Source organism: Chryseobacterium sp. 1B4 (assembly GCF_036631475.1).
GTDB lineage: Bacteria > Bacteroidota > Bacteroidia > Flavobacteriales > Weeksellaceae > Chryseobacterium.
Map to the genome: position 1 here is coordinate 450,837 of NZ_JAPNUF010000007.1, position 24,540 is coordinate 475,376.

A 24,540-nucleotide genomic window follows, 5' to 3' on the forward strand; every position below is an offset into this window, starting at 1 on the left:
CCTTTATGAATAATACAAAAACAGCCTATTTTTTCCTTCGTGTGTCGATGGGAATCAATTTTTTAGGACACGGATTGGTCCGACTGGTAAAATTACAGGATTTTGCATCAGGAATGATGAAAGGTTTTGAAACAAGCTGGCTTCCACAGCCGTTGGTTCACCTTTTTGGCATTACGCTCCCTTTTCTCGAATTTACAATTGGTGTGCTGCTAATTATTGGATTTAAAACCCGTATTGCTGCCATGGCCGGAGCCTCCTGATTATCCTGCTCCTTTTCGGAAGCAGTACTGTTGAAAACTGGGAAGCAATGGGGATTCAGATGATCTATGCAGGTCTGTTCTATATTCTGATCAGCAGAATTGAGGATAATTACCTGGCTTTGGATCGAAAATAAAGATCAGTAAGGCTGAGAGCGTAAAGAATTATACCTGATTATTATAAAGTTGTTTAAACTTTACCAAACCACAAAAGTCACAAAAGGCTTCATTTTAAAGCACCTAAGCTCATTTAAGTAAGTTTAAAATGATACCGCAGGAAAGTACACACTAAGTGTTGTATGAAAAATTGAAGTGTTTAAAACTTTTGTGCCTTTTGTGGTTAAAATAATGATTCATTGCTGTATTTTTACTTACTCAGCCTGATTATTTTCCTGCTTTTTTACATTGTTCAGAGATTATGTTACAACTTCCATAGATTCAGCTACTCTGTTTTTATAATTATGCCCGAATTTTGTATCAGAAATAAAAGCAACTGAAAGTATTCAATTGATTTTCAGTGAAACAGCTAACCCTCAAAATAAAAAACGATGCAAACTATATTAGGTGCCAATGGGCAGATTGGTGAAGAACTGGCAAGAGAACTGAAGAGAAATTATACTTCAGACATCCGCATTGTGAGCAGAAATGCCAAAAAAGTGAATGAAACTGATACTCTGTTTTCAGCAGATTTATCAGATAGAGAAAAAGCAATAGAAGCCGTGAAAGGAAGTGAAATTGCTTATTTTACCCTTGGCCTTCCTATGGATACAGATTTATGGGAAAGACAGTTTTTGACCATCATGAAAAATGTTATTGAAGCCTGTAAAATCAACGGAACAAAACTGGTGTTTTTTGATAACACGTACATGTATCCTCAAAATAATGAGATTCTGACGGAACAAACCCGTTTTGCTCCTGTAGGAAGAAAAGGAATCGTAAGAAAGCAGATGGCAGATATGCTTTTGGAAGAAATGAAAGCCGGAACAATAGATGCTGTTATCTGCAGGGCCCCTGAGTTTTATGGCCCGGGAAAAACCCAAAGTATTACCAATACCCTTATCTTCAACGCCATTAAAGATGGTAAAAAACTAAAGGTTCCTTTGAGGGATGATAAGATAAGAAGCCTTATCTGGACCCCTGATGCCAGCCGTGCAACTGCTCTCATTGGAAATACACCGGATGCCTATGGCCAGACCTGGCACTTACCGGTGGATAGCCACAAGATGAACTACAAAGAATTCATTGCTCTGGTTTCTCAGGTCTACGGGAAAGAATTCAGGTATTCTGTGATTCCGAAGCTGGCTTTTAGTATAGGATCACTGTTCAGTAAAAATGCAAAAGAACTAAAAGAGCTGCTTCCAAGATATCAATATGATAATCTGTTTGATGACTCAAAATTCAGGAAAAGATTCCCGGAGTTTCAGGTAACGGCCTACAGACTGGGAATAGAACAAATAAAAAAAGAACAGCAAAAAGCAAAATAATCCTGTTAAAATAAGTACCTTAGAGACGCCATCACCGCAACCGAAGGGCAAAATATTCCCCTCCTTTGAGGGGTGGCAAAAATTCAAAGAATTTTTGACGGGGTAGTAAAAAGAAATAAAATGAAAGCTCCCGAAAAAGTAACCTCGATCACAGCATTGCATAAGTATCTGAACCTGAAAAGGCCCTCACATCCTTTGATCAGTGTATTTGATTTTAATGAGGTGAATATTGATCCTGAAACGATCCTGAGTTCAGTAACCACCGATTTTTACGTAGTTTCCATTAAAAAAGACTGTGCGGGAAGATGCAAATACGGACAGCATTATTATGATTTTGAAGATGGGATCATGTATTTTATTGCTCCCCATCAGGTACTGCAGTTTGAAGATATACTGCTTGCTGAGGTAAGGGGAAATGTATTGGTTATTCATCCGGATTTTCTGCAGGGATATCCGCTGGCTTCCACAATAAAAGATTATGGCTACTTTTCATATACCACCAATGAAGCGTTGTACCTCTCGGAAAAAGAAGAAAAATCTGTGACGGATATTCTGGATAATATCAGCAGGGAAATTGAAGCCAATATGGATGGCTTTACCCAGGATTTACTGGTATCCAATATCGATTTGCTGTTGAAATACTGCGACAGATTCTACAACCGCCAGTTTTTAACCCGGAAAAAGTGAACCATGATCTCTTGACCCAGCTTGAAAGTTTACTGGACGATTATTTTAAAAATGGAAAACTGCTGATCGACGGGATTCCTACGGTACAATTTGTGGCAGCTCAAATGAATATCAGCCCCAACTATCTGAGTGATATGTTAAGGGTTCATACGGGACAGACCACACAGCAGCATATTCAGAACAGAGTGATTGAAAAGGCTAAAGAGCTGCTTTCCACTACCAGTTTATCTGTTTCTGAAATTGCTTATAATTTAGGATTTGAACATGCTCAGTCCTTCCACCGTTTATTTAAAAATCAGACTGCTGTTTCACCGTTAGAATTCAGAAAATCTTTTAATTAACATTATCATGATGAAAAAATATTGCTAGTCGTAACGAACGTAGATCAGTATGCCAGCGGTCATCTTAAAACAGGTTTATGGCTGAGTGAGCTTACCCATATTTACCATGCTGCAAAGGAGCTAGGTTGGCAGATGGCCATAGCTTCCCCTAAAGGCGGAAATACTCCTGTTGATCCGGAAAGCCTGAAACCTCTGGTCCTGGATGGGATTTCAAAAAATATTATGAAAATCCTGAATTCATGGATGAACTGGCCCATACAAAGAGCCTTGATGCGGTAAAGAATGAATCTTTCGATTGCATTTATCTGGCCGGCGGACATGCAACGATGTATGATTTCCCTGATAATATAACTTTACAGACGATGCTCAGAGACCAATATGAAAATAGTAAAATGGTTGCAGCGATCTGCCATGGAGTCGGAGGATTATTGAATGTAAAACTTTCGGATGGTGAATACATGATTAAAGATAAGAATATCACAGGATTCGACTGGTTTGAAGAAACTTTGGCAAGAAGGAAAAATGAAGTCCCTTTTAATCTTGAAGCCGCCCTTAAAGAACGGGGGGTACATTATAAAAAAGCTTTTATTCCGATGACTTCCAATGTTGTGGTTGACGGGCATCTGATTACAGGACAAAATCCTTTCAGTTCCAAAGAAATGGCTAAAGTAGTAGTTCGTGAACTTGAAAAATAAAAACAGGCAATGATATGATAATAGCTTTGGCTATACATCCGTTCAAAAAGAATCAATTTATTGATTCCTGTCTTTGCTTCCTTGAAATGGTAAGTTAATAAATTAGATTCTTTACGTTTTAAAAAGCATTCAAAAGTAAAAAAACGCAAAGTTTTAATGGTTTCAGATTTTTACTGAAAATGAGTAATAATACTATCAATAAATCCTAATTATTGATTTTTCTCCCTATGATTCCTCGGATTAAAGTAAAACATTAAAATCTTCGCGTTATTTATGATGCTGTTCCTTATGATAAAAAGGATTTTATTATTGTCACCAGACTCATCATGATCACCACTATTCCCACTACCACAAACATTTTCTTTGTCGGAAGCTTTGATGTAAGCATTGCTGAAAACGGAGCTGTAAAAACACCACCCAGCAAGAGCCCTAACACAATATTCCAGTGATGGATACCAATGGTAAAGATGAAGGTCACTGCACTTGTTATAGTCAGTAAAAATTTGGCAACAGTAGAGCTTCCCACAACATAACGGGGAATTCTTCCCTCTTTGATCAGCGTTCCGGTTACCAACGGGCCCCATCCTCCTCCTGCAAAAGAATCTATAAAGCCGCCAGCCAATCCTAATATTCTGAGATTGGTTCTCCGTTTGGTTCTGATTAGCCCTGACTTTTTATCTCTGAATGCATTTTTTAAGATATTAATTCCAAGATACAGAGTGTAGCAGGCAATAATCGGTTTTACAATGTGAGCATAATGTTCGCCATAATGGGAAAGTGTTAAAGCACCGATGACAGAACCTACAATAGCCAGCGGAAACAGTACCCAAACCATTTTCTTATTGACATTTCCCAATTTATAATGACTGAAACTTCCGGCAGCAGTAGTAAAAGATTCCGCAGAATGAATGCTTGCACTCACAACAGGTGGCGGTACATTCAGCAGTAAAAGGATGGTAGTACAGATTACTCCATAGCCCATTCCCATAGATCCAGCAACAATTTCTGCCATGAAACCGGCAAACAGCATCCAGTAAAAAATATGGCCGTCTTTGTTCAGAAAATATTGGATATCTTCTGAAAGATTAAATTGATAAACTACAAGTCCAAATAATCCGGAAAGAAGTAAAACACCTATGATGGCCAGATAGATATTGGCTTTTCTCTGGGCTGTTTTGGTAATGCTGATCAGTTTTTCAATTTCTTTGTCCGGCTTTAAATAAGTTTTTCCATCCGTCAGGTATTCTGTCGTGATTTTGTTGAGTTCTTTCACTTTATAGTTGAAGTCTCCGGTCAGCTGATTACGGATATGCTGCATATTGTCCAGTACATGATCCATTTCATCAGGGATAACCTCTGTGAAGGTTTCTCTTAATCTTTTAGCGATAGTCGGAGATTTCCCGTTGGTGGAAATAGCAATTTTAAGACTTCCTTTTTGACAATGGAGCCTAAATAAAAATCACACAGATCAGGCTTATCGGCAATATTCACCAGCACACTTTTTTCCTGGGCTTTTTCTCTGATCTCCCCGGCCAGTTCTATATCATTTACTGCGATAATAGCAAGATCCGTATCATTAAAATCATGATCACTATATGCTCTTTCATGCAGGGTAATATTGGAAAACTGATTTTGTAAGATTCTGACTTCAGGGATAATTTCTTTCGCCACCAGCCTGATGGATGTATCCGGAGAGTTTCCCAGTACTGACTCTAATTTTTCAAGGGCAACCTTTCCGCCGCCAATGATCAGCAGTGAAAGGTTTTCAAGTTTTAAAAATACGGGATATAAAGAATTGCTCATCCTGATTACAGTTTTAAATCATAAGTAAAAGCGAGATAATACAGTCCTCCGATTTCGGGACCTGCTGCATACTGGAAGTAACGGCGGTTCAGCAGATTGGTCGCTCCGATTTTAATATTGGCATGAATTTCAGGCAGCTTCCATGTAGCCTGGGTGTCAATCGTATAATAGGCCGGAATTTCTCCGGATGCCAAAGGACTTTCCCACATAAAACTGCTCTGCCATCTTGCAACAAGCGTAAATCCGATGTTTTTGATAATCTCTCTGTTTCCTACACTTACATTCACCATCCATTTCGGAGTGTTGAAAGCCGTAACAAACAAGTCTGAAGTATTATTGGAAGCCAGATCATTATAAGAAACATTGGTATTAACATTATAATTTCCTGTAATATTATAACGGATTCCAAGGGATGTCCCATAGCTTTTGTAGGTACTGTTGCTGTTGGTATACACCCTGTAACGATCCTGCTTGCTTCTGTCGAGCATTGCAAGGACTGCTGCATTGCTTCCTACCTGGCTGTTTCTAGGCACCGCCACTTCTACCTGTCCAAGGAATCCTTCGTAGATATTATAATAGAAATCCCAGTCCAGCACCAGTTTATTATTGAAAAAAGCAGACTTATACCCTACTTCAAATGAATTGATTTTTTCCGGCTGTAACTTCTGCAGATTGGCTACTGTTAAAAGCTGTTTGTTATCCTGAGCTGCCTGACTTTGGGTTTTTCCTGCATCTACGTCTGCATTTACCGCTGAAGTAAATTTATCGATGGAAGCCAATGTGTAGGAATTTTCCAGATAGCCTAATCCGTTATTTACTTTTGAAAGGCCTCCTACTCTTCTTACGTTTCCGTTGTTGACGAATGAAAGTGCTTCAAATAACGAAGGGAAACGATATCCGTTTTGAAAAGATGCCCTGAAATTATGCTGTTTTACCGGAGAATAAACCACACTTATCCTTGGATTAAGTTTGGCTTCAAATTCCGGATTTCTGTCGATCCGTAAAGCGGCATTGATTTTTAATTTATCATCAAAGAGAAGTTTGGTAATCTGTGCAAAAGCTCCATATTTCTGATAGATAACATCTTTTCCGAAGGTACTATCAGCTAAGAGAATATTCCTTTCATTGACAGGACGGTTGAAATCTACAAAATTGTTTCCATCAGGAGTAATGCTATATAAACGGTAGTCCACACCTGCGAGAAGGTTGAATATCTTCACAAATCTGCTGAAATCATAAGTAAGTTCACCCTGATAAAAGCGGGATTTCTGTTCAAGCTTGGCTCCTCCAGTTGCTGGTGCTCCTGCAATTCCCGCATTCGCTGAATCCCAGTTATTGATGCCTATGATGGTGTTCTTTAACTGCTCAAAAGCTGCAGTTCCCGGTACAGCCCTGTTTTTATCGGCGTCCCGGCGGGCAAGGAGGAAAGCATCATTAAGATTGGTTCCGGCATTCAGGCTGTTCTGAAGTGCGGTCTGGAATATATTTTTCCAGTTGGCATTGGAAAGATTGGTCAGATCAAGATTGTCTGCTAAAGGCTTCAGGTTATAGGAATCTCCGGTATTTTCTATGGATACATAAGCTCTGAATGTTAATTCTTTTCCTGTCAGTTCCACTTTATGATTCTGAACCGTGGCATTCTGCAGACGGATTTTGTTTCCTCTCTGAAAAGTTCCATCCAGCAAGCCGTAACGATATACATAGGATGCTTTCCACTGATCTCCGAAACGGTAATATAATCCTGCATCAAGCTTAATGTTCTTCACATCAGGACTCACAAGATCTTTTTCAAGATATCCTGTTCTGGAAACATTGAACGTGGTTGGTTTGCCGTTATAATCCACTTTTACGGCAACACGGTTGTTTCTTTCGTCACCGTATTTATTCCAGAGATCTTCAGCGGGATTATTGGGCAGAGAAAAATTTGGATTGGCGGTAACTAATGATCCCGGGTTCTGATCGGTCTGGTTATTGGAAATCCAGTCTGTTCCGCTGAAATAGGAAGCGTTTACCTTTACGGCAAAGTTTTTATTGAATACTTTTGCAAACCGTATGGCGCTTTCACCCAGGGAGCTTATTTTGTGGCTCACATTATCTACATGGTTAACTCCGCCACGGAAATAAACGCTTATTCCTTCGGAGGTAAACGGATCTTTGGTCTGTAAGCTCGCGAGTCCGTTAATGGCATTCATTCCGTACAATGCTGAAGCGGCTCCGGGAGTTACTTCCATCGACTGAATATCCAGTTCTGTAGGCCCTATGGCATTTCCCAGCGGTACGCCCAAGGTTGCTGATTGTACATCAACGCCATCAACCAACTGCATGAAACGGAAGTTGTTCGGTGAATTGAAACCTCTTGAATTCGGAATTTTCAACGTAAGACTGGAAGTTAATAGCTGTAATCCTTTTACGTTTTCCAGGGTTTCATAAAACGAAGCAGCCGGACTTTCTCTGATGGTTTTAATATCTATTTTCTCAATAGCTATTGGTGATCTTAATATCTTTTCCGGAACTCTGGAGGCTGAAATCACCACATCATCAATGATGGTATTCTGAGGATTAAGGCCTACCGTTATTTTGTTGGAAGGTGAAAGTATTTCTACAGTCTGGCCGGTGAACCCATCTTTCTGAATAACCACCCGGAACGGAATGGTAACCCTTGTTCTGAGCTTAAAATTACCCGATTGATCGGTTAATGCAGTATCCTGTGTGTTTTCGATCTGTACTTTTACAGAATCGAGACCTTTATGCGTACCTGTATTTTTGATGCTACCGCTAAGCTCTATGAGTTGCTGCTGTGCTTCTGCCAGGTTAAAAAATAGAAATGTAAATGCAATAATGCCTGCTTTTGGTAGAAAATTTCCCTGCTTTTTGTTTTTCATTTTTTCTTCATTTTTTAGGTTGAGAATGAAGCTGTCTGAATTTTTACCTTTAATGATGAAAATCTTCAATATGGTTTCATATTACAATTGAAGGGCTTAGAATTCCCTCCTCCGGAGGGGTGGCAAAAATTCTTTAATTTTTGACGGGGTGGTTTAAGCCGTTAATAGAATTCTGAGATTGCTTCACCTTTGGTTGCAATGAAAGAATGTGTATTAACTTTTCCTCGTGGTTCAAAAAGTTGAAACAGCTTTATATGTATTGTTACTAGAGCATCAACAACACATACACATTCGTCTGCCTAAATGAAGAGGTTGATTTTTTTATTTTTTTCAGATCATCATGAAAATTAGCCATATAATTAATTTAGGTTAAGTAAGTAACGGTATGAAAAATCACCAAATGTTTCTTCTTCCAGTCTTTTCTGCACATAAATCCCGAAAAGTTCATCCAGCGTGGTCAGAATTTCTTCTTCACCAATGTTCTCTTTAAATTTTGTATTCAGCCGCATTCCCAGGCGGTCTCCTCCGATGTGGAGATTATATTTCCCGTAGGCTGTTCCCACAAATCCTATTTCAGCATTGGGAGATCTTCCGCAGCCGTTGGGACAGCCGGTCATACGGATCGTGATATCTTCTTCCAGCAGACCATATTTTTCAAGAATAGGTTCTATTCTCGTGACCAGAGAAGGCAGATAACGCTGGGCTTCAGCCAGTGCCAGTGAACAGGTGTTTAAAGCTACACACGCAACAGAGTTTTTGCGTAAAGCACTTGCTCCATCGGTATGTTCTGAAATTCTGTGTTCTTTTAAAATAGCTTCAATTTCAGCTTTATCTTTTTCATCAATATCAGCAAGAATAAGATTCTGGTTGCAGGTAAAACGGAAATTGGCTTTTCCTGTCTGCGCAATTTTTAATAACCCCGATTTTAAAGAATATTCTGCTGTATTAAGGATTCTTCCGTGCTCTACAAATACGGTATAGAACCATTTACCTTCATGATTCTGTATCCAGCCGTAGCGGTCTTTTCTTTGTGTAAATGTAAATTCACGGGCCGGCTCAAAACTGAATCCGGTTCTCTTTTCCACTTCAGCTCTGTACTGGTCGATACCCAATTTATCAATCGTATATTTTAATCTTGATAATTTCCGGTCGCTCCTGTTTCCGAAGTCTCTTTGTACCGTGATGATTTCGTACACGGCTTTTAATACTTTTTCTTCCGTATCTAAAAATCCAAGAATGGAGGCGAGACGGGCATAAGTAGCTTCATTTCCGTGAGTGGCACCTAATCCCCTCCGGCAGCAATATTATAACCCACAATTTTATCGTTTTCGGTAATGGCGATTAAAGCGATATCATTGATGAATACATCCACATCATTATTGGGCGGAACGGCAATTCCTATTTTCAGTTTTCTCGGAAGATATCTGTCCTGATACAAAGGATCTTCTTCTGCTTTACGATCTACAAGAAGTTCATCATCAATCCAGATATCATAGTAAGCTTTGGTTTTCGGAAGACACATTTCACTGATTTTTCCTGCCAGTTCATACGCTTCCTGCTGTAAAGGAGATTCCGAAGGATTGGCTGTACAGGTTACATTTCTGTTCACGTCCCCACAGGCCGCAATAGAATCCAGATGCTGCAGGTTGAAGCTCTGAATGGTGGGTCTTAAATGAGATTTCAAAATCCCATGCAGCTGAATCGTTTGTCTTGTGGTTACTTTAATGGTTCCTGTGGAATGGTCTTCAGCCGTTTCATTCAGGCCTACCCATTGTTCAGGAGTTAAAAAACCACCGGGAAGTCTTAATCTGATCATATAGGAATACAGCCATTCCAGCTTTTTGGAAACACGCTCTTCCCTTCTGTCTCTGTCGTCCTGCTGGTACATTCCGTGGAACTTGATCAGCGTCTGGTCATCTTCCCTTATGGCTCCGGTGAAGTTGTCTGCAAGGCTTTCCTTTAAAGTTCCCCTGAGTCCGTTACTACCGGTTTTAATCCTTTCTACCGGTGAAAGATTTTCTTTATCGTTGTTCATAACTGTTACCTTTGATTTTTGAGTACTTCTTTTAATACACATCTTTAGCATATCTGCCGCTTAATTCCATTTCTTCCAAATAGTTTACAGCGTCTTCTTTGCTGCGTTTTCCTTCATTCTGAATAATGTTAAGGAGTGTTTGTTCTACGTCCCTGGCCATGGGCTCTTTGGCGCCGCATACGTATACTGACGCGCCTCCTTCCAGCCAGTAAAATACTTCCTGAGATTTTTGTTCTAATCTGTGCTGAACATATACTTTCTCAGCGGTATCTCTGGAAAAAGCAAGATCCAGATGGGTCAGACCGCCTGTCTTAAGGAAGTCCTGAAGTTCAGCCTGATAAAGAAAATCTGATACAAAGTTTCTGTCTCCGAAAAACAGCCAGTTTCTTCCCTCTGCACCTGTTGCATCACGTTCCCAAAGAAAAGACCTGAATGGTGCAATACCTGTTCCCGGCCCTATCATGATGATATCCTGATCAGCTTCCGGCAGTTTAAAGTGTCCTGCATCCTGGATGTAAAATTCCAGCTCTTCCCCTTCTTTAAATTCACTTAGAAATCCACTGCATAATCCATTATGCTTCTGATGATCAATAAAGAATTCTGATTTTGCAACGGTAATATGAATTTCGGTATCACCGTGAGCCTCCGGAGAAGAAGAAATGGAATAGAGACGAGGTGCCTGAGCGGTTAATATCTGTAAGATTTCTTTAAATTCATCTGCATTTTTTACAGGATAAATCCTAAGAAGGTCAAGAAGGCTCAATCTGACTTCCGGAATGGAATGTCCCGTTATTTTTGCATACTGGGCAACAACTGATTTCAGTAAATAGCTGATGTTAAGATGCTTGCATAGTAGTTCTTCAACAGGAGCTGTAACCTTCGGTGTTTCTATCTGCTTTTGAGGATCAATCCCGGTCAGCGTAATAATTTCATTGACTATTTCTTTAGCATTGAAAGGGATTACTCCCAACGCCGCACCTGGCTGATAACTAAGCGCTTCTTCTGTTTCAATTTCAATATGATAGGTTTCTTTTTCAGACGTAATATCGTTCAGATTGATGATGGCGGAAACTTTTCCCTTATATTTTTTCTTCCGGAAGAGACTTTTGGTTTTGAAACACTTTTTGTACTCTGACCAGCATTTTTATTAACCGTTTCAAAGACATGTTCTATCCAGTGGGAAGCTTCCTGTTCATAATCTATATCACACTTTTTCAATGGAATAATGCGCTGAGCACCCAATATTTCAAAACGGGTATCTATATCTTCTCCGGTTTGGCAAAACAGCGGATAACTGCTGTCTCCCAATGCCAGCACTCCATATTTAAGTCCGCTGAGATCAATTTCATTTTCATAAATATAATCATAGAATTTTTTGGCAAGTGCTGGTGGTTCGCCTTCTCCCTGGGTACTGATGACTATAAAAAAGAATTCTTCTTTCACAAGATCTTTAGGCTTGTATTGGGAAAGGTCTGCAAGTTTTACCTGAAGCCCTTTTTTCTTTACGATACCTGCCAGAGCAGTAGCCAGTTTTTTACTGTTTCCGGTTTCTGTACCGTAAGCCAGTGTTATTTTCTTTACAGCATTCTGTGCGATATCATTTGTTTGCTGTGGCGGCAGAACGGCTGTAAGTGAAGTTCCTCCGGCAATACCTGCAAGATATCCGCTTGCCCATATGGCTTCATCTCTGGAAAAGTCTATGGAGATTTGTTTTAGTACATTTAATTTAGTTTCAGACAGCATATTCAAAGAAATTTTGAGTGGTAGGGATCAGACTTCCGTTTTCTACCGATTTAAAATAAAGACCTTCCTGTTCCGTATTTTCAAGCCACGAAAATTCTTCATGGAGATTCACAATTTTACCCACAATCACCAATGAAGGCGAAGCAAAATTTTTGTCTCCGAATTTTTCATCAAAATCATCAAATGATGACGTGTATACCTTTTGGAAAGGGGTTGTAGCCTGTTCAATGACTGCAATTTTTTTATCACCTGAAACCTGAAGTTCTTTCAGTTTTTCCACAAGAGGGTAAGGTTTCCTTTAGACATATAGAAAACAAGGGTATCATTGGTGCAAGCAAGTTCTTTCCAATACTCTTCCGTTACAATTTCTGATTTATAATACGTCAGAAAACGAACGGAGGTAGAATAACCTCTTGCCGTTAAAGGCATTCCTGCAAAGGCTGCTGCTCCTAAAGCCGCTGTAATTCCCGGGATGATCTCGTAAGGAATATGATTTTGCTTTAAAGCCTGCAGCTCATCAAGAATATTGGAGAATATGGAAACATCTCCTCCTTTCAGTCTTACAATGGTTTTATTCTGACGGGCATATTCCACCATTAAAATATTGATATGAGATTGTGGTGTAGAAGCATTTTTGCTGCATTCTTTACCTACATAGATAATTTCTGTGTCTTTATTGACGTAGGTTTCCAGAATCTCGGGACTTACAAGACGGTCACATAAAATGATATCTGCTTCTGCAATCGCTTTTACTGCTTTTACCGTGATCAGTTCAGGGTTGCCGGGCCCTGCACCGATAAGGTAAACCTTTGGTGATTTTATATTTGTTTTCATTGAAGTAGGTGTTAATTAAGGATTTAGAAGAGTCCCTCTACCGACAGGTATCTTTCTCCGGTATCGTAATTAATCGTCAGGATTTTAGTGTTAGGGGGTATTTCCGGTAAATGTTTGGCGATGGCGGCTAAAGCGGCTCCTGTGGAAACTCCGACAAAAAGACCTTCTTTTTTAGCAGCTTTAAGAGCATATTCATACGCTTCTTCTTTGCCTACTGTAATCACTCCATCTAAAAGGGTAATATCCAGAATAGAAGGAACAAACCCGGCTCCTAATCCCTGCAATGGATGCGGTGCAGGATTTCCTCCACTCAATACAGGGGATAATTCCGGTTCTACGGCGAAAACTTTTACGTTTGGATATTTTTCTTTAACCACTTTTGCTATTCCGGTAATGTGTCCTCCGGTTCCTACTCCGGTAATGATGTAATCCAGACCGTCCGGGAAATCTTTTAAAATTTCCTGAGCCGTAGTTTCCACATGTACTTTTACATTGGCTGGATTATCAAACTGTCTTGGAATCCATGAGTTGGGAGTTTCTTCCGCAAGCTCATTGGCTTTTTCAATGGCGCCTTTCATTCCCTTTTCTCTTGGGGTAAGTACGAATTCTGCTCCGTAAGCTTCCATAATCTTGCGGCGTTCTATACTCATGCTTTCCGGCATGACAAGGATAAGTTTGTATCCTTTTACGGCGGCTGCCAAAGCGAGGCCTATTCCTGTGTTTCCGCTTGTAGGTTCTATAATGACACTGTCTTTATTTAATAATCCTTTGGCTTCTGCATCTTCAATCATCGCCAGTCCGATTCTGTCTTTAATGCTTCCGCCGGGATTGCTTTTTTCAAGTTTGATCCAGATTTCATGATCTGGACTGAAGAGTTTGTTGATTTTCACGACGGGTGTATTCCCAATCGTTTCTAATGCATTCTGAAATTTCATATCAATGTACTTTTTATTTTTGTTTTTTTAAATCACAAAGGTTAATGATTCCGGTAATGAAGTATTACCCTTTATTTTTATTTCACTTTTGTGGTAGACCAGAGAGTTGGCAGGGACATCCTGTGTTACCCATACATTTCCGCCGATAATGCTCTCTCTGCCTATGGTAGTTTCGCCTCCAAGAATGGTTGCCCCTGAATAGATAATGACATTATCTTCAATATTGGGATGCCTTTTCTGATGGGCTTTTTCTTTGGAAACATTCAATGCTCCGAGGGTTACTCCCTGATAGATTTTGACATTATTCCCGATAACCGTTGTTTCTCCGATCACAATTCCTGTTCCATGATCAATGAAAAAGGATTTTCCGATAGTGGCTCCCGGATGAATGTCAATTCCTGTTTTGCTGTGGGCATATTCTGAAATGACACGTGGTAATATTTTCACTTTCTGAGTCCAAAGCTGGTGCGAAATACGGTAGACATACGTGGCAAAAAAGCCGGGATATGCCAGGTATACTTCTTCCAGAGAGTCAGCGGCAGGATCAAATTCCAGAATAGATTTTGCATCCAGAACCAGCTGGTCATAAAGTCCCGGTAAAGCTTCAAAAAACTGAGTGACCTGTTTTTCTGTAAGGCCTTTGTCTCCTGTTACTGTATGGATAAGGTCTGAAAGTGTCGCCTGGAGTGCTTCGAAATTTTTTTCAGCTGATCTTCAGTATTGTCATGCTTAGGCAGGAAGAGTGTTTCGTACAAATCCTTGACCCATTTTTTGGTTTTTATCTTATCAAAGAATCCATGAATACTATTTTGTTTGGTCTGATGAATTCTTTGAATCAAGTGATCGGAAATTGCCATTTTTCTATTGAATTATACAGGCTGCTACCGTTGAATTGGACGTTTCATCCACCAGAATGGCAGAGCCCGTTGTTTTATTATTGGTAAAGCTGTCATAGACCAAAGGCTGTGCCGTTCGGAGGGTAACTTTCACAATTTCATTCAGTTTAATTTCACCATCGGCCTGTTCCCGGATGAGCGTATTAACATTGATCTTGTAATCTACCTCTTTCACCACTGCTTTCACCAGTCTGCTGTTCTGCTGCAGAAGATATTTATTTCCTGGCTGCAAAGGTTTCTGATCAAGCCAGCATAATAAAATTTCAAGATCTTTTTCAACAGCAGGAACATCTTCTTCTGTGGCAAAAATATCACCCCTGCTGACGTCCAGATCATGAGCAAGATGAATCACGGCGGGTTGCCCTTCATATGCTTCTTGTTTTTCAACGCCATTGATCTCAATCTTAGTGATTGCTGTCGTCAGATCTGCAGGAAGAATATGGACTTTGTCTCCTTTAGTGAATTTTCCGCTTACTATTTTTCCGGCATATCCTCTGTAGTCATGCAGCTCTTCAGTCTGAGGGCGGATCACATATTGCACCTGAAAACGGTTTCCGCTATTTTTTTCTTCATTGATTGTTACTTCTTCAAGATATTCCAGAAGGCAGCTTCCTTGTACCAATCTGTTCTGGAAGATTTTGAAACGATATTATCTCCTTTTAATGCAGAGATCGGAAAATAACTTACGTCATTCAGTCCCAGATTTTCTGCAATTTTTGCATATTCTGATTTAATGTTTTCAAAAACTTCTTCGGAATAATCCACCATATCCATTTTGTTGATAGCTACAGCAACTTTTTCAACTGTAATAAAGAAGCGATGATGGAATGTCTTCTGGTCTGTTCAATCACACCTTTTCTTGCGTCGATAAGAATAACCATAAGGTCAGAGTTTGATGCTCCGGTGATCATGTTACGGGTATATTGTACATGGCCAGGTGCATCAGCAATGATAAATTTCCTTTTTGCGGTTGAAAAATAACGGTAGGCAACATCAATTGTGATTCCCTGTTCTCTTTCTGCACGCAGACCATCTGTTAAAAGAGCAAGGTCTACCCCATCTTCATTTTTGTTTTTGGAATGTTTTTCAAGGACTTCCAACTGGTCCTGCAAAATGCTTTTGCTATCGTAAAGCAGTCTGCCGATAAGGGTACTTTTACCGTCATCCACGCTTCCTGCTGTTATAAATCTTAATATATCCATCCGATTTTAATTATAAATAATGAGTAATGGGCAATGAGTAATGTTCTGTCGTTAAGAAATAAAAGCTGTCTGTTCTATTATTTATTACTCATTGCTAGAAATAGCCTCCTTTTTTCTGTCTTCCATAGCGGCTTCTGTCACCCTGTCATCAATTCTGGTTTCGCCACGTTCTGAAATTCTGGTGGCTATGATTTCTTCGATAACGGCATCTATTGTAACAGCGTCAGATTCTACTGCAGCGGTACAGGTCATATCTCCTACGGTCCGGTAACGGATTTTCTTTGTAGTAATGATATCTTCCGGATCCGGTACAACATGTAAAGAATTGGCCAGCCATTGTCCGTTGAAGTCGATTACTTCCCTTTCATGCGAGAAATAAATGGAAGGAAGCGCAATTTTCTCTCTTCGGATATAATTCCAGATGTCCAGCTCTGTCCAGTTGCTGATTGGAAAAACCCTTACATTTTCTCCTTTGTGGATTTTACCGTTGAAAATATTCCAAAGCTCAGGACGCTGAAGTTTAGGATCCCACTGCCCGAATTCATCACGAACGGAGAATATTCTTTCTTTTGCTCTTGCCTTTTCCTCATCTCTTCTGGCTCCCCCGATACAGGCATCAAACTCAAACTCTTCAATGGTATCAAGAAGTGTATAGGTTTGCAGCCAGTTTCTGCTTGGGAATTTCCCTTTAGCCTCAGTCAGCTTTTTACTTTTTATGGTGTCTTCCACTTTTCTGACTACAAGATTGACATCTAACTGCTGTACCAGCTGATCACGGAAATCCAGAACTTCCGGAAAGTTGTGCCCGGTATCAACATGAACAAATGTAAACGGAATTTTCCCATGAAAGAATGCTTTTCTCGCCAGATGCGCCAGTACAATACTGTCTTTTCCTCCACTGAATAACAACGCCGGACGTTCAAATTGGCCTGCGACTTCTCTTAATATATAAATAGATTCGGCTTCTAACTGATCCAAATAGTTTAACTGATGTATTGACATTTTTTCTTTTTTATTGATGAATATGCAGACCGCATTCTTTTTTATTGGCATCTTCCCACCACCATCGGCCTGCCCTGAAATCTTCTCCTTCTTTAATTGCTCTGGTACACGGTTCACATCCTATGCTTACAAATCCTTTCTTGTGAAGGTGATTGTAAGGTAAGTGATGATCTTTTACATAGGCTGTCACCTGTTCTGTCGTCCAGTGAAGGATGGGATGGTATTTTATGATCCTATTATCCGGATCCCATTCCAGCTGCGGCATATTCTGTCTGCTGGGAGAATGCTCAGCTCTTAGTCCTGTAATCCATACCTTATACCCCTCCAATGCTTTTTTTAGAGGATGTACTTTGCGGATGGTACAGCACGCTTTTCTTTTTTCTACAGATTGGTAGAACGAATCAGGGCCGTTTTCTGTGACAAATGCTCTGAGCTCTTCCGTGTCCGGATAATAGGCTTTGATATTCTTTTTAAAGAAAGCTTTCGTAGACGTCCAGGTTTCATAGGTCTGTTCAAAAAGCCTTCCTGTATCCAGGGTGAATATTTCAATATTTAAATCTTTTATCAGATGAGTGATAACCTGATCCTCGTAACTGAAGCTGGTGGAAAAGATTACCTTATCCGGGAATTTTTCAGCCAGCATTTGCAGTCCATTAGTTTGAAAAGAAGCTTCATTAGCCTCTTTTACAAGATTTTCAAATTCATTTTCCAGACTGTTTTCCATTTTGAATTGAGATTTAAGTCTTGCAAATATATATAAAATTCTATAACTCCTATCAAAATAGTAGAATTTAAATAAAAAATTTTATTCTTTATTGATGAACTTGGTTAAGGTAGCTTCCATCATGCTTTTTCTGGTCTTTTCACGCACGATCATCAGTTCTTTTCTAAGGTAACAGACTGCTTCATCGACACAATCATCGCATGCTTCGTAAAAGTTCAAAGAAACACAAGGTGTAAGAGCAATAGGACCATCAAAAATACGGTAAATATCTGCTAATGAGACCTCATCGGGAGATTTCAGAAGATAATACCCACCTACTTTACCCTGTTTGCTGTTGACCAGTTTGACCCTTTTAAGTTCAAGAAGGATTTGTTCCAGAAATTTCTTGGGGATGTTTTCGTCTTGTGCAATAACAGAGGTTGGCAGAAAGCCCTGGTTATAATTCCTTGCTAATCTGACCATTGCTTTAAGCGCATATTTGCAACGTTTTGACATCATAATTTCTGCAAGTTATGATAAATTATTGTATAAATGAAATGTTTTTATGGCTGAAGACCTTGTATTTTAGCCACAAAAGATAAAAACACTTAAGTTTATTTTAAGTTAAAGATAAACAGCTGAGAACTTCACTTAAGCTTAAAATCAAAGATTTTTATTGATACAAAAACCTCTGTGTAAATCTGAAAAATCTATAGTGAAAAAATATTCGGCAAACTATCCTTTCTGTAATATAAAGTAAGCCAGTTCCCTATCTTCCCGTTTTAGATTTTCAACTCTGTTGAAACCGCTTTTCAGAAGTACCTTTTGGGATCCGATATTATCAAGATCAGTTACAGCAACAATATCTTTCTGATGAGTCAGCGAAAAACAGTAATCAACAAGGGCTTTACAGACTTCGGTTCCGAGGCCTTTTCCCCAGTAATTTTCTCCTAAAGTATACCCAACTTCCAGCTGCTCCGGATTGTCGAGAAAGATTCTGGCCAGACACATTCCTACAAAATCATTGTTTTGAGTGTTGAATATTCCCCATCTGCTGAAGGGTCCTTCTTCATAATCAGCTAAAGCTTTTTCAAACATTTCCTTGTATTCTTCAGGAGTTTTGTAAGGCAGATACCGGGTAACGTTTTCATTTTCAAAAAGAATGGTAAATAATGAAAATTCTTCAGGGGTAAATTCACGGATGATGATCCTGTCGTTTTTAAAGTGCATTGTAATAGAATCTAATGATGTAATAAAATTACACAAAAGACTAAAAAGTGCGTATAAAATTTAAACTTTATTTTAATAATTAAAGTCTGCTAATAATACAAAATTGTAAATTTAAACCTTTAAAATAAAAACTATTCATAATATGTTTTCAGCACAAACCTATCAAGATAGAAGAGCCGTGCTACAGAATAATGTAGCGGACGGAATTTTATTATTTCTGGGAAATATAGAAAATCCTGTGAATTTTGAGCACAATCCTTATTATTTCCGCCAGGACAGCACCTATTTATATTACTTCGGGATCCAGGAGCCCCGTATAGCAGCCATTATTGATATTGATGAAAATAAAACCATCATTTTCGGCGATGAGCTGAGTATAGATGAGATTGTATGGATGGGAAGGCAGGAAACCCTTAAGGAAAAAGCCTGAAATCCGGTGTCCAGGAAACGTTACCTTATGCAGAGCTTGCCCGATATATTGCAAAGGTACAGAGCTTCGGCAGAAAAGTACACTATCTTCCTCCGTATCAGCCTTCCAATAAAATTTTGCTGTCGGATCTTCTTGGAATTAAAATTTCGGACCTGCAGCCTTCTGTAGAAATGATCAAGGCAATTGTAAAACAAAGATCAATCAAAGAACCTCAGGAAATAGCACAGATAGAACAGGCTGTGAACGTCTCCAATGAAATGCATCTGCTGGCCATGCGCCTTGCGAAACCGGGAATGAAAGAATATGAAATTGCCAATGCAATCCAATATCTTGCTGCGAATAAAGAGTGCCAGATGTCCTATCCTCCTATCGTTACTATAAACGGCGGTATCCTGCATAATCATTACCGTCTTAATACCATGAAAGAAGGAGATCTTTTCCTCAATGATTCCGGGGCGGAAACATCAATGGGATATGCGGGTGATCTTACCAGAACATTCCCTGTAGCCAAAGCATTTACCACAAAACAAAAAGAAATTTATGAGGTAGTTCTGAATGCTTTCAATAATGCCCAGCAACTTCTGAAACCGGGTGTTCGTTTCAAAGATATTCATCTGAAAGCGGCTCAGTATCTTGTTGAAGGTCTCATTGATCTTGGATTGATGAAAGGAAATGCTGAAGACGCTGTAAAAAACCATGCCCATACCCTGTTTTTCCAATGCGGACTGGGGCATATGATGGGATTGGATGTGCATGATATGGAAGATCTTGGAGAGCAGTACATCGGGTATACTGAAGAAGAGCCAAAAGATACCAAAACATTTGGTATTAAGTCTTTACGCTTAGGAAAGGCTCTTGAATCCGGATTTGTAGTTACCGTTGAGCCAGGTATTTATATGATTCCGGAATTAATTGACATGTGGCAGGCTGAAAACAAAAATGCAGACTTTATTAATTATGATAAAGTAAAGGAATACAGGAATTTTGGAGGAGTCCGCGTAGAAGATGATTTCCTGGTTACAGACAATGGCTACAGACTTCTTGGAAACGGACTGATCAAAACCGTAGAAGAAATTGAAAATTACAGAGCTGAACATTTAGCTTAATTCAAATATTATTTATGAAGAACATAAAAAAACTAACAGCCATTGCACTTTATTTTCTGTGCTTATCGCCATTGGCAGCACAGAAGACCCAATGGACTCCTGATGGCAATGCTTATTACTCATTTACTGAAAAAGGGGTTGAGATTGTGGATGTGCTGCATCCCGGAAAAGACCAGACACTTTTAAGCAGCAGTGAACTGATTCCTCCCGGAAGTTCTGAAGCGTTGAAGGTGCAGAGCTTTCAGGTTTCTCCGGACGGGAAAAGTTTATTGCTTTTTGCCAACACAAAAAAAGTATGGAGAGATAATACCCGTGGAGACTACTGGATTTTTGACAAAAATACCAAAAAGCTTACTCAGCTTGGGAAAGGCTTGCCGGCTTCATCATTAATGTTTGCAAAATATTCGCCGGATGGTAAAAAAGTAGCCTATGTATCGAAGCATAATATTTACATTGAAGATCTTTCAAACAATCAGCAGACTAAGATCACTACAGATGGTACGGACGGAATGATCAACGGTACTTTTGACTGGGTGTATGAAGAGGAATTTGGAACCCAGGATGGCTTCAGATGGTCCCCGGACGGTAACAAAATTGCTTACTGGAAACTGGACGCTAGAGGGACAAAAAACTTCCTGATGATTAATAATACCGACAGTTTGTACTCATTTACCATTCCTGTAGAATACCCGAAAGCTGGTGAAAACCCTTCCGGATGCAGTATCTGGTTTTATGATCTTGCTTCCGGATCTACAAAGAAAGCGGATATTGCAGGTGATGAAGTACAGCATTATATTCCGAGAATGGAATGGGTACTGGATTCTAAATCTGTTATCCTGCAGCAGCTGAACAGAAAACAGAATCAAAGTAAAATTATCTTAGCAGATGCCGGTTCCGGAAGCAGTAAGACGATCTACACGGAAACAGATGCTGCATGGATTGATATAAAATCCCGCTGGAATGATAATGATCCGAGTGGATGGGACTGGATTGATAATGGAAAAGAATTCTTATGGCTTTCTGAAAAAGACGGATGGAGACATATTTACAAAATAGATATGAACGGTAAAGAAACATTAATTACAAAAGATACCTTCGATGTAATAAAACCGGAATTTTTTGATGTTCAGAATAAGCAGATCTATTTTTTGGCTTCACCAAACAATGCCACACAGAAATATCTGTATAAAGTAAGCATGAAAGGAGGAAAAGCACAAAAAGTAACTCCTGAGACCTATACGGGTTCTAATGAATACACGGTTTCCCCTAACGGAAAGATCGCAATGTTTACCAATGATAACATCAATGCCCTTTCAATAGGTTCCGTAGTATCTCTTCCGGAACATAAAGAATTGGTAGCTGCCAAAAGATCCGCAAAAGCAGATCCTGCAATGTCTAAGGCAGAGTTTTTCCAGGTTACCACTCAGGACGGGGTTACATTGGACGGATGGGTAGTAAAGCCTAAAAACTTTGACCCCAATAAAAAATACCCTATTGTTTTTACCGTATATGGAGAACCTGCAATGCAGACGGTAACAGACAGTTTCTACACAGGCTGGAATGGATTATATACAGGAAATATGGCTGAAGACGGCTATTTATATGTTTCCCTTGAAAACCGCGGAACCCCTGCACCGAAAGGGCGTGAATGGAGAAAATCGATTTACCGTAAAATAGGGCAGCTGAATATCCGTGATCAGGCAATGGGAGCTAAAGCTTTATTCGCAAAATGGCCGTATATTGATACATCAAGAGTTGCCGTATGGGGCTGGAGCGGCGGTGGCTCTTCTACCCTGAACCTTTTAGGACAATATCCTGATATATACCAGACGGGAATTGCGATTGCGCCGGTTGCCAACCAGTTATTCTATGATAATATCTATCAGGAACGTTATATGGGGCTTCCCCAGGAGAACAGAGAAGACTTTGTTAATGGTTCCCCGCTCGCTTATGCTAAAAATTTAAAAGGAAACCTTTTACTGGTTCACGGGACAGGTGATGATAATGTACATTACCAGAATACAGAAGTGTATATCAACGAGCTGGTAAAGTACAACAAACAGTTTCAGCTGATGTCTTATCCTAACCGTACCCATTCTATTGATGAGGGTGAAGGAACATCACTGCATCTTGCTACCCTGTTTACAAAATTTCTGAAAGAACACTGCCCTCCGGGAGCAAAATAACTAAACTATAAGAGTCTCACAGTGATGTGGGACTTTTTATTTTATGTACGTTTCCAACAAAAATTCCCCGGAGAAATCCGGGGAATTAAAGTGTCAAAACCTATATTTTTATAGTGGTGTGAATGATGTTGAATTAAAAGAAACAATGGATATGCCAAATTAATCACTATTTTATGAAATGTGAATTTTTGTGGTATCTTTTGTTAACTCCGGAGATTTCGTTTTTACAGGATTATCACTAAATTTGAGTGAATAATTTCTAAAATCATTCATGAAACTACCACTCTCCTATTATTCCAATCCGGATGTTCTTTTTTTGGCTCGGGACCTTTTAGGAAAAGTACTTTTTACTGAAATCGACGGTGAAACTACAGCGGGAATCATTGTAGAAACCGAAGCCTATTTCGGAGCTAAAGATAAAGCTTCCCATGCCTATGGAGGCAGACGCACAGACCGTACTGAAACTTTATACAGCCATGGCGGAGTTTCCTATGTTTATTTATGTTACGGTATTCATCACCTTTTCAATGTGGTGACCTCTGTTGAAGACGAGCCTCATGCAGTTCTCGTAAGAGCTGTTGAGCCTTTGATCGGTAAAGAAATTATGGAATTCAGGAGAAATATGCCGGCTTCCAAACCTTCTATTTCTGCAGGACCGGGATCTGCAGCCAAAGCTTTAGGTATTGACCGCTCATTTAACAGGAAAAAATTAACGGAAAATGAAATCTGGATTGAAGATCATGGCATTGTATATCAACCGGATGAAATAATCGCAGGACCACGTATAGGTGTTGCTTATGCAGAGGAAGACGCCCTTTTACCGTGGCGTTTCTTTGTAAAAGGAAATAAATATGTGAGCAAACCGAATAAGGCATAATCTGTCAGCATAATTAAATAAGCATTATAAAAGATATATTATTTCCTTTTAAGTAAAACGGGGTAAAAATAAAGAGCAGTATAACTTCTGCTCTTTAGGGTTATAAAAAATTCAGTTCTGTATTAAATTTTTCTTTAAAAATTCTTCCAGGTCTTTGCCATGAAGATTCTTAGCTAAAATGGTTCCCTCACCGTCAATGATGATGTTAAAAGGAAGTTCATCCACTTCATAAAGCTTTGCGACAGGGCTTTTCCAGAATTTTAAATCACTGATCTGTATCCATTTGATACCGAACCTGTCAATTGTTTTCTGCCAGCTTTCTTTATTCCTGTCCAAAGAAATCCCGAGAATTTCAAACTGATTGTTCTTTACCTTATCGGAGTACGTGTCGTACAATGCTTTCAGCTCAGGTTGTTCTTCAACGCATGGAGCACACCATGTTGCCCAGAAATCAATCAGGACAATTTTCCCTTTTAATGCTGAAAGAGAAAATGCTGTTCCATCTGCTTTGGCCATCGTAATTTCAGGTGCTTTTTTTCCTATTTCTATTGCTTTCTGGGCATCAACGGAACCTGAAAGAAACAGTAAAAATAATATTGTAAAACAGGTCTTCATATTAATCATTTGCAGGATAGTTTTTATCCAGCCAATCGGTTTTGATATTTTTAGGAAGGTTTAAAAGCTTTGCATTTTTGAAGCCCAGTTCCATCAGTAATGCAAAAGCAGGACGGATATTGGGACATTTTACAAAAGGACAGCATCCACAATAGATCACAATTTCTCTGCTTTTCGGGACATCTTTAAGATAATTTCTCAGTTTTTCCAGATTTTCAGGCTCACGAGTGGGTCCAATGTCTACAGAACCTTTAATAATCGCTTCAGGACCTACTGAGATGATTATGAGATCTTTGGCCTTATGCTTTTCAATTCTGGAAGCCAGTAACGCCGGATCCATCAGCTGGCTGTCTTTCCATGGATCCTGTTTTTGCTGTGCCTGGCTGAAAAAGGAACAGACAAGGCAAACCACAATGAACAAATACTTCATACTTCTATTTTTCACAAATATAAGATGAAAAGTTCAGAGTTCAGTCCGGCATTATACGCTGCATGCTTTAATTTCTCTTATTTTCAATCTGATTCCGAATAATTTTATACATTTATGCTTAGTATCATTCAAACATTTTAACCCATGGAAGAAACATTCCGGCCTGA

Annotated in this window: 16 protein-coding genes and 8 pseudogenes; 8 read left to right on the forward strand and 16 right to left on the reverse strand. The window is 39.4% G+C overall.

Features of this window, described 5'->3' with window-relative positions; genetic code table 11:
* The first annotated feature begins 5 nt into the window (after positions 1–5).
* The 5 genes and pseudogenes from OWR28_RS11580 (at position 6) to OWR28_RS11600 (ending at position 3,464) form a co-directional block, all read left to right on the forward strand.
* On the forward strand, positions 6–260 hold the full coding sequence (locus OWR28_RS11580; RefSeq protein ID WP_332386729.1) for a DoxX family membrane protein: 255 nt from the start codon (positions 6–8) through the stop codon (positions 258–260).
* A gap of 545 nt (positions 261–805) precedes the next feature.
* Entirely contained in the window at positions 806–1,741 is a 936-nt protein-coding gene (locus tag OWR28_RS11585) for an NAD-dependent epimerase/dehydratase family protein (RefSeq protein ID WP_332386730.1), read from the forward strand.
* A gap of 120 nt (positions 1,742–1,861) precedes the next feature.
* Positions 1,862–2,769: pseudogene (locus OWR28_RS11590) on the forward strand (helix-turn-helix domain-containing protein).
* Between the two features lie 21 nt (positions 2,770–2,790).
* Positions 2,791–3,048, forward strand: coding sequence for a hypothetical protein (locus OWR28_RS11595; RefSeq protein ID WP_332386731.1), 258 nt, complete (start codon positions 2,791–2,793; stop codon positions 3,046–3,048).
* Positions 3,009–3,464: a type 1 glutamine amidotransferase domain-containing protein gene (locus OWR28_RS11600; protein ID WP_332386732.1), complete on the forward strand. Its 456-nt coding sequence runs from the start codon at positions 3,009–3,011 to the stop codon at positions 3,462–3,464. The genes OWR28_RS11595 and OWR28_RS11600 overlap by 40 nt, the downstream gene beginning before the upstream one ends.
* Before the next feature lie 286 nt (positions 3,465–3,750).
* On the opposite strand, the gene OWR28_RS11605 is transcribed toward OWR28_RS11600, so the two are convergent.
* The 14 genes and pseudogenes from OWR28_RS11605 to OWR28_RS11670 form a co-directional block, all read right to left on the reverse strand.
* The gene (locus tag OWR28_RS11605; RefSeq protein WP_332386733.1) at positions 3,751–4,803 is read right to left on the reverse strand and encodes a sulfite exporter TauE/SafE family protein; all 1,053 of its coding nucleotides are present in this window, start codon (positions 4,801–4,803) and stop codon (positions 3,751–3,753) included.
* A gap of 149 nt (positions 4,804–4,952) precedes the next feature.
* A pseudogene (locus OWR28_RS11610) lies at positions 4,953–5,267 on the reverse strand (precorrin-2 dehydrogenase/sirohydrochlorin ferrochelatase family protein); the annotation flags it as partial.
* A 5-nt stretch (positions 5,268–5,272) separates the two neighbouring features.
* The gene (locus OWR28_RS11615; RefSeq protein ID WP_332386735.1) at positions 5,273–8,149 is read right to left on the reverse strand and encodes a TonB-dependent receptor domain-containing protein; all 2,877 of its coding nucleotides are present in this window, start codon (positions 8,147–8,149) and stop codon (positions 5,273–5,275) included.
* 359 nt (positions 8,150–8,508) lie between these two features.
* Positions 8,509–10,184: pseudogene (locus tag OWR28_RS11620) on the reverse strand (NADPH-dependent assimilatory sulfite reductase hemoprotein subunit).
* 31 nt (positions 10,185–10,215) lie between these two features.
* On the reverse strand, positions 10,216–11,247 hold the full coding sequence (locus OWR28_RS11625) for a hypothetical protein (RefSeq protein ID WP_332387449.1): 1,032 nt from the start codon (positions 11,245–11,247) through the stop codon (positions 10,216–10,218).
* On the reverse strand, positions 11,235–11,927 hold the full coding sequence (locus OWR28_RS11630; RefSeq protein WP_332386736.1) for a flavodoxin domain-containing protein: 693 nt from the start codon (positions 11,925–11,927) through the stop codon (positions 11,235–11,237). The genes OWR28_RS11625 and OWR28_RS11630 overlap by 13 nt, the downstream gene beginning before the upstream one ends.
* Positions 11,917–12,761 (reverse strand): annotated as a pseudogene (gene cobA, locus OWR28_RS11635) (uroporphyrinogen-III C-methyltransferase). The gene OWR28_RS11630 and the pseudogene cobA overlap by 11 nt, the downstream one beginning before the upstream one ends.
* A gap of 23 nt (positions 12,762–12,784) precedes the next feature.
* Positions 12,785–13,696, reverse strand: coding sequence for a cysteine synthase A (cysK, locus tag OWR28_RS11640; protein WP_332386737.1), 912 nt, complete (start codon positions 13,694–13,696; stop codon positions 12,785–12,787).
* A gap of 27 nt (positions 13,697–13,723) precedes the next feature.
* Positions 13,724–14,553, reverse strand: a pseudogene (gene epsC, locus OWR28_RS11645) (serine O-acetyltransferase EpsC).
* Positions 14,554–14,557: 4 nt separating this feature from the next.
* Positions 14,558–15,794: pseudogene (locus OWR28_RS11650) on the reverse strand (sulfate adenylyltransferase subunit 1).
* A 94-nt stretch (positions 15,795–15,888) separates the two neighbouring features.
* Positions 15,889–16,796 (reverse strand): annotated as a pseudogene (gene cysD / locus OWR28_RS11655) (sulfate adenylyltransferase subunit CysD).
* 10 nt (positions 16,797–16,806) lie between these two features.
* A complete protein-coding gene (locus OWR28_RS11660; protein ID WP_332386739.1) occupies positions 16,807–17,520 on the reverse strand; it encodes a phosphoadenylyl-sulfate reductase in 714 nt (237 codons plus the stop codon).
* Positions 17,521–17,601: 81 nt separating this feature from the next.
* Complete coding sequence (locus OWR28_RS11665) at positions 17,602–18,018, reverse strand: RrF2 family transcriptional regulator (protein WP_142723040.1); 417 nt, start codon at positions 18,016–18,018, stop codon at positions 17,602–17,604.
* A 216-nt stretch (positions 18,019–18,234) separates the two neighbouring features.
* Complete coding sequence (locus tag OWR28_RS11670) at positions 18,235–18,729, reverse strand: GNAT family N-acetyltransferase (protein WP_332386740.1); 495 nt, start codon at positions 18,727–18,729, stop codon at positions 18,235–18,237.
* A gap of 142 nt (positions 18,730–18,871) precedes the next feature.
* Between OWR28_RS11670 and OWR28_RS11675 the strand changes: the two are divergent.
* From OWR28_RS11675 to OWR28_RS11685, 3 genes and pseudogenes are all read left to right on the forward strand, one after another.
* A pseudogene (locus OWR28_RS11675) lies at positions 18,872–20,265 on the forward strand (aminopeptidase P family protein).
* A gap of 14 nt (positions 20,266–20,279) precedes the next feature.
* Positions 20,280–22,451, forward strand: coding sequence for a S9 family peptidase (locus OWR28_RS11680; RefSeq protein WP_332386741.1), 2,172 nt, complete (start codon positions 20,280–20,282; stop codon positions 22,449–22,451).
* A gap of 271 nt (positions 22,452–22,722) precedes the next feature.
* Positions 22,723–23,328 (forward strand): DNA-3-methyladenine glycosylase, encoded by a 606-nt coding sequence (locus OWR28_RS11685; protein WP_332386742.1) that lies wholly within the window; start codon positions 22,723–22,725, stop codon positions 23,326–23,328.
* Positions 23,329–23,439: 111 nt separating this feature from the next.
* On the opposite strand, the gene OWR28_RS11690 is transcribed toward OWR28_RS11685, so the two are convergent.
* Positions 23,440–23,943, reverse strand: coding sequence for a TlpA disulfide reductase family protein (locus tag OWR28_RS11690; RefSeq protein WP_332386743.1), 504 nt, complete (start codon positions 23,941–23,943; stop codon positions 23,440–23,442).
* A 1-nt stretch (position 23,944) separates the two neighbouring features.
* Positions 23,945–24,373, reverse strand: coding sequence for a rhodanese-like domain-containing protein (locus OWR28_RS11695; RefSeq protein WP_332386744.1), 429 nt, complete (start codon positions 24,371–24,373; stop codon positions 23,945–23,947).
* Positions 24,374–24,540: the final 167 nt, after the last annotated feature.

What these genes read in the sequence shown, in the direction of transcription:
- OWR28_RS11580 (WP_332386729.1), top strand. Translation starts at nt 6, where the DNA reads ATGAATAATACAAAAACAGCCTATTTTTTCCTTCGTGTGTCGATGGGA.
- OWR28_RS11585 (WP_332386730.1), top strand. Translation starts at nt 806, where the DNA reads ATGCAAACTATATTAGGTGCCAATGGGCAGATTGGTGAAGAACTGGCA.
- OWR28_RS11600 (WP_332386732.1), top strand. Translation starts at nt 3,009, where the DNA reads ATGGATGAACTGGCCCATACAAAGAGCCTTGATGCGGTAAAGAATGAA.
- OWR28_RS11605 (WP_332386733.1), bottom strand. Translation starts at nt 4,803, where the DNA reads ATGGATCATGTACTGGACAATATGCAGCATATCCGTAATCAGCTGACC.
- OWR28_RS11615 (WP_332386735.1), bottom strand. Translation starts at nt 8,149, where the DNA reads ATGAAAAACAAAAAGCAGGGAAATTTTCTACCAAAAGCAGGCATTATT.
- OWR28_RS11630 (WP_332386736.1), bottom strand. Translation starts at nt 11,927, where the DNA reads ATGCTGTCTGAAACTAAATTAAATGTACTAAAACAAATCTCCATAGAC.
- cysK (WP_332386737.1), bottom strand. Translation starts at nt 13,696, where the DNA reads ATGAAATTTCAGAATGCATTAGAAACGATTGGGAATACACCCGTCGTG.
- OWR28_RS11660 (WP_332386739.1), bottom strand. Translation starts at nt 17,520, where the DNA reads ATGGAAAACAGTCTGGAAAATGAATTTGAAAATCTTGTAAAAGAGGCT.
- OWR28_RS11665 (WP_142723040.1), bottom strand. Translation starts at nt 18,018, where the DNA reads ATGATGTCAAAACGTTGCAAATATGCGCTTAAAGCAATGGTCAGATTA.
- OWR28_RS11670 (WP_332386740.1), bottom strand. Translation starts at nt 18,729, where the DNA reads ATGCACTTTAAAAACGACAGGATCATCATCCGTGAATTTACCCCTGAA.
- OWR28_RS11680 (WP_332386741.1), top strand. Translation starts at nt 20,280, where the DNA reads ATGAAGAACATAAAAAAACTAACAGCCATTGCACTTTATTTTCTGTGC.
- OWR28_RS11685 (WP_332386742.1), top strand. Translation starts at nt 22,723, where the DNA reads ATGAAACTACCACTCTCCTATTATTCCAATCCGGATGTTCTTTTTTTG.
- OWR28_RS11690 (WP_332386743.1), bottom strand. Translation starts at nt 23,943, where the DNA reads ATGAAGACCTGTTTTACAATATTATTTTTACTGTTTCTTTCAGGTTCC.
- OWR28_RS11695 (WP_332386744.1), bottom strand. Translation starts at nt 24,373, where the DNA reads ATGAAGTATTTGTTCATTGTGGTTTGCCTTGTCTGTTCCTTTTTCAGC.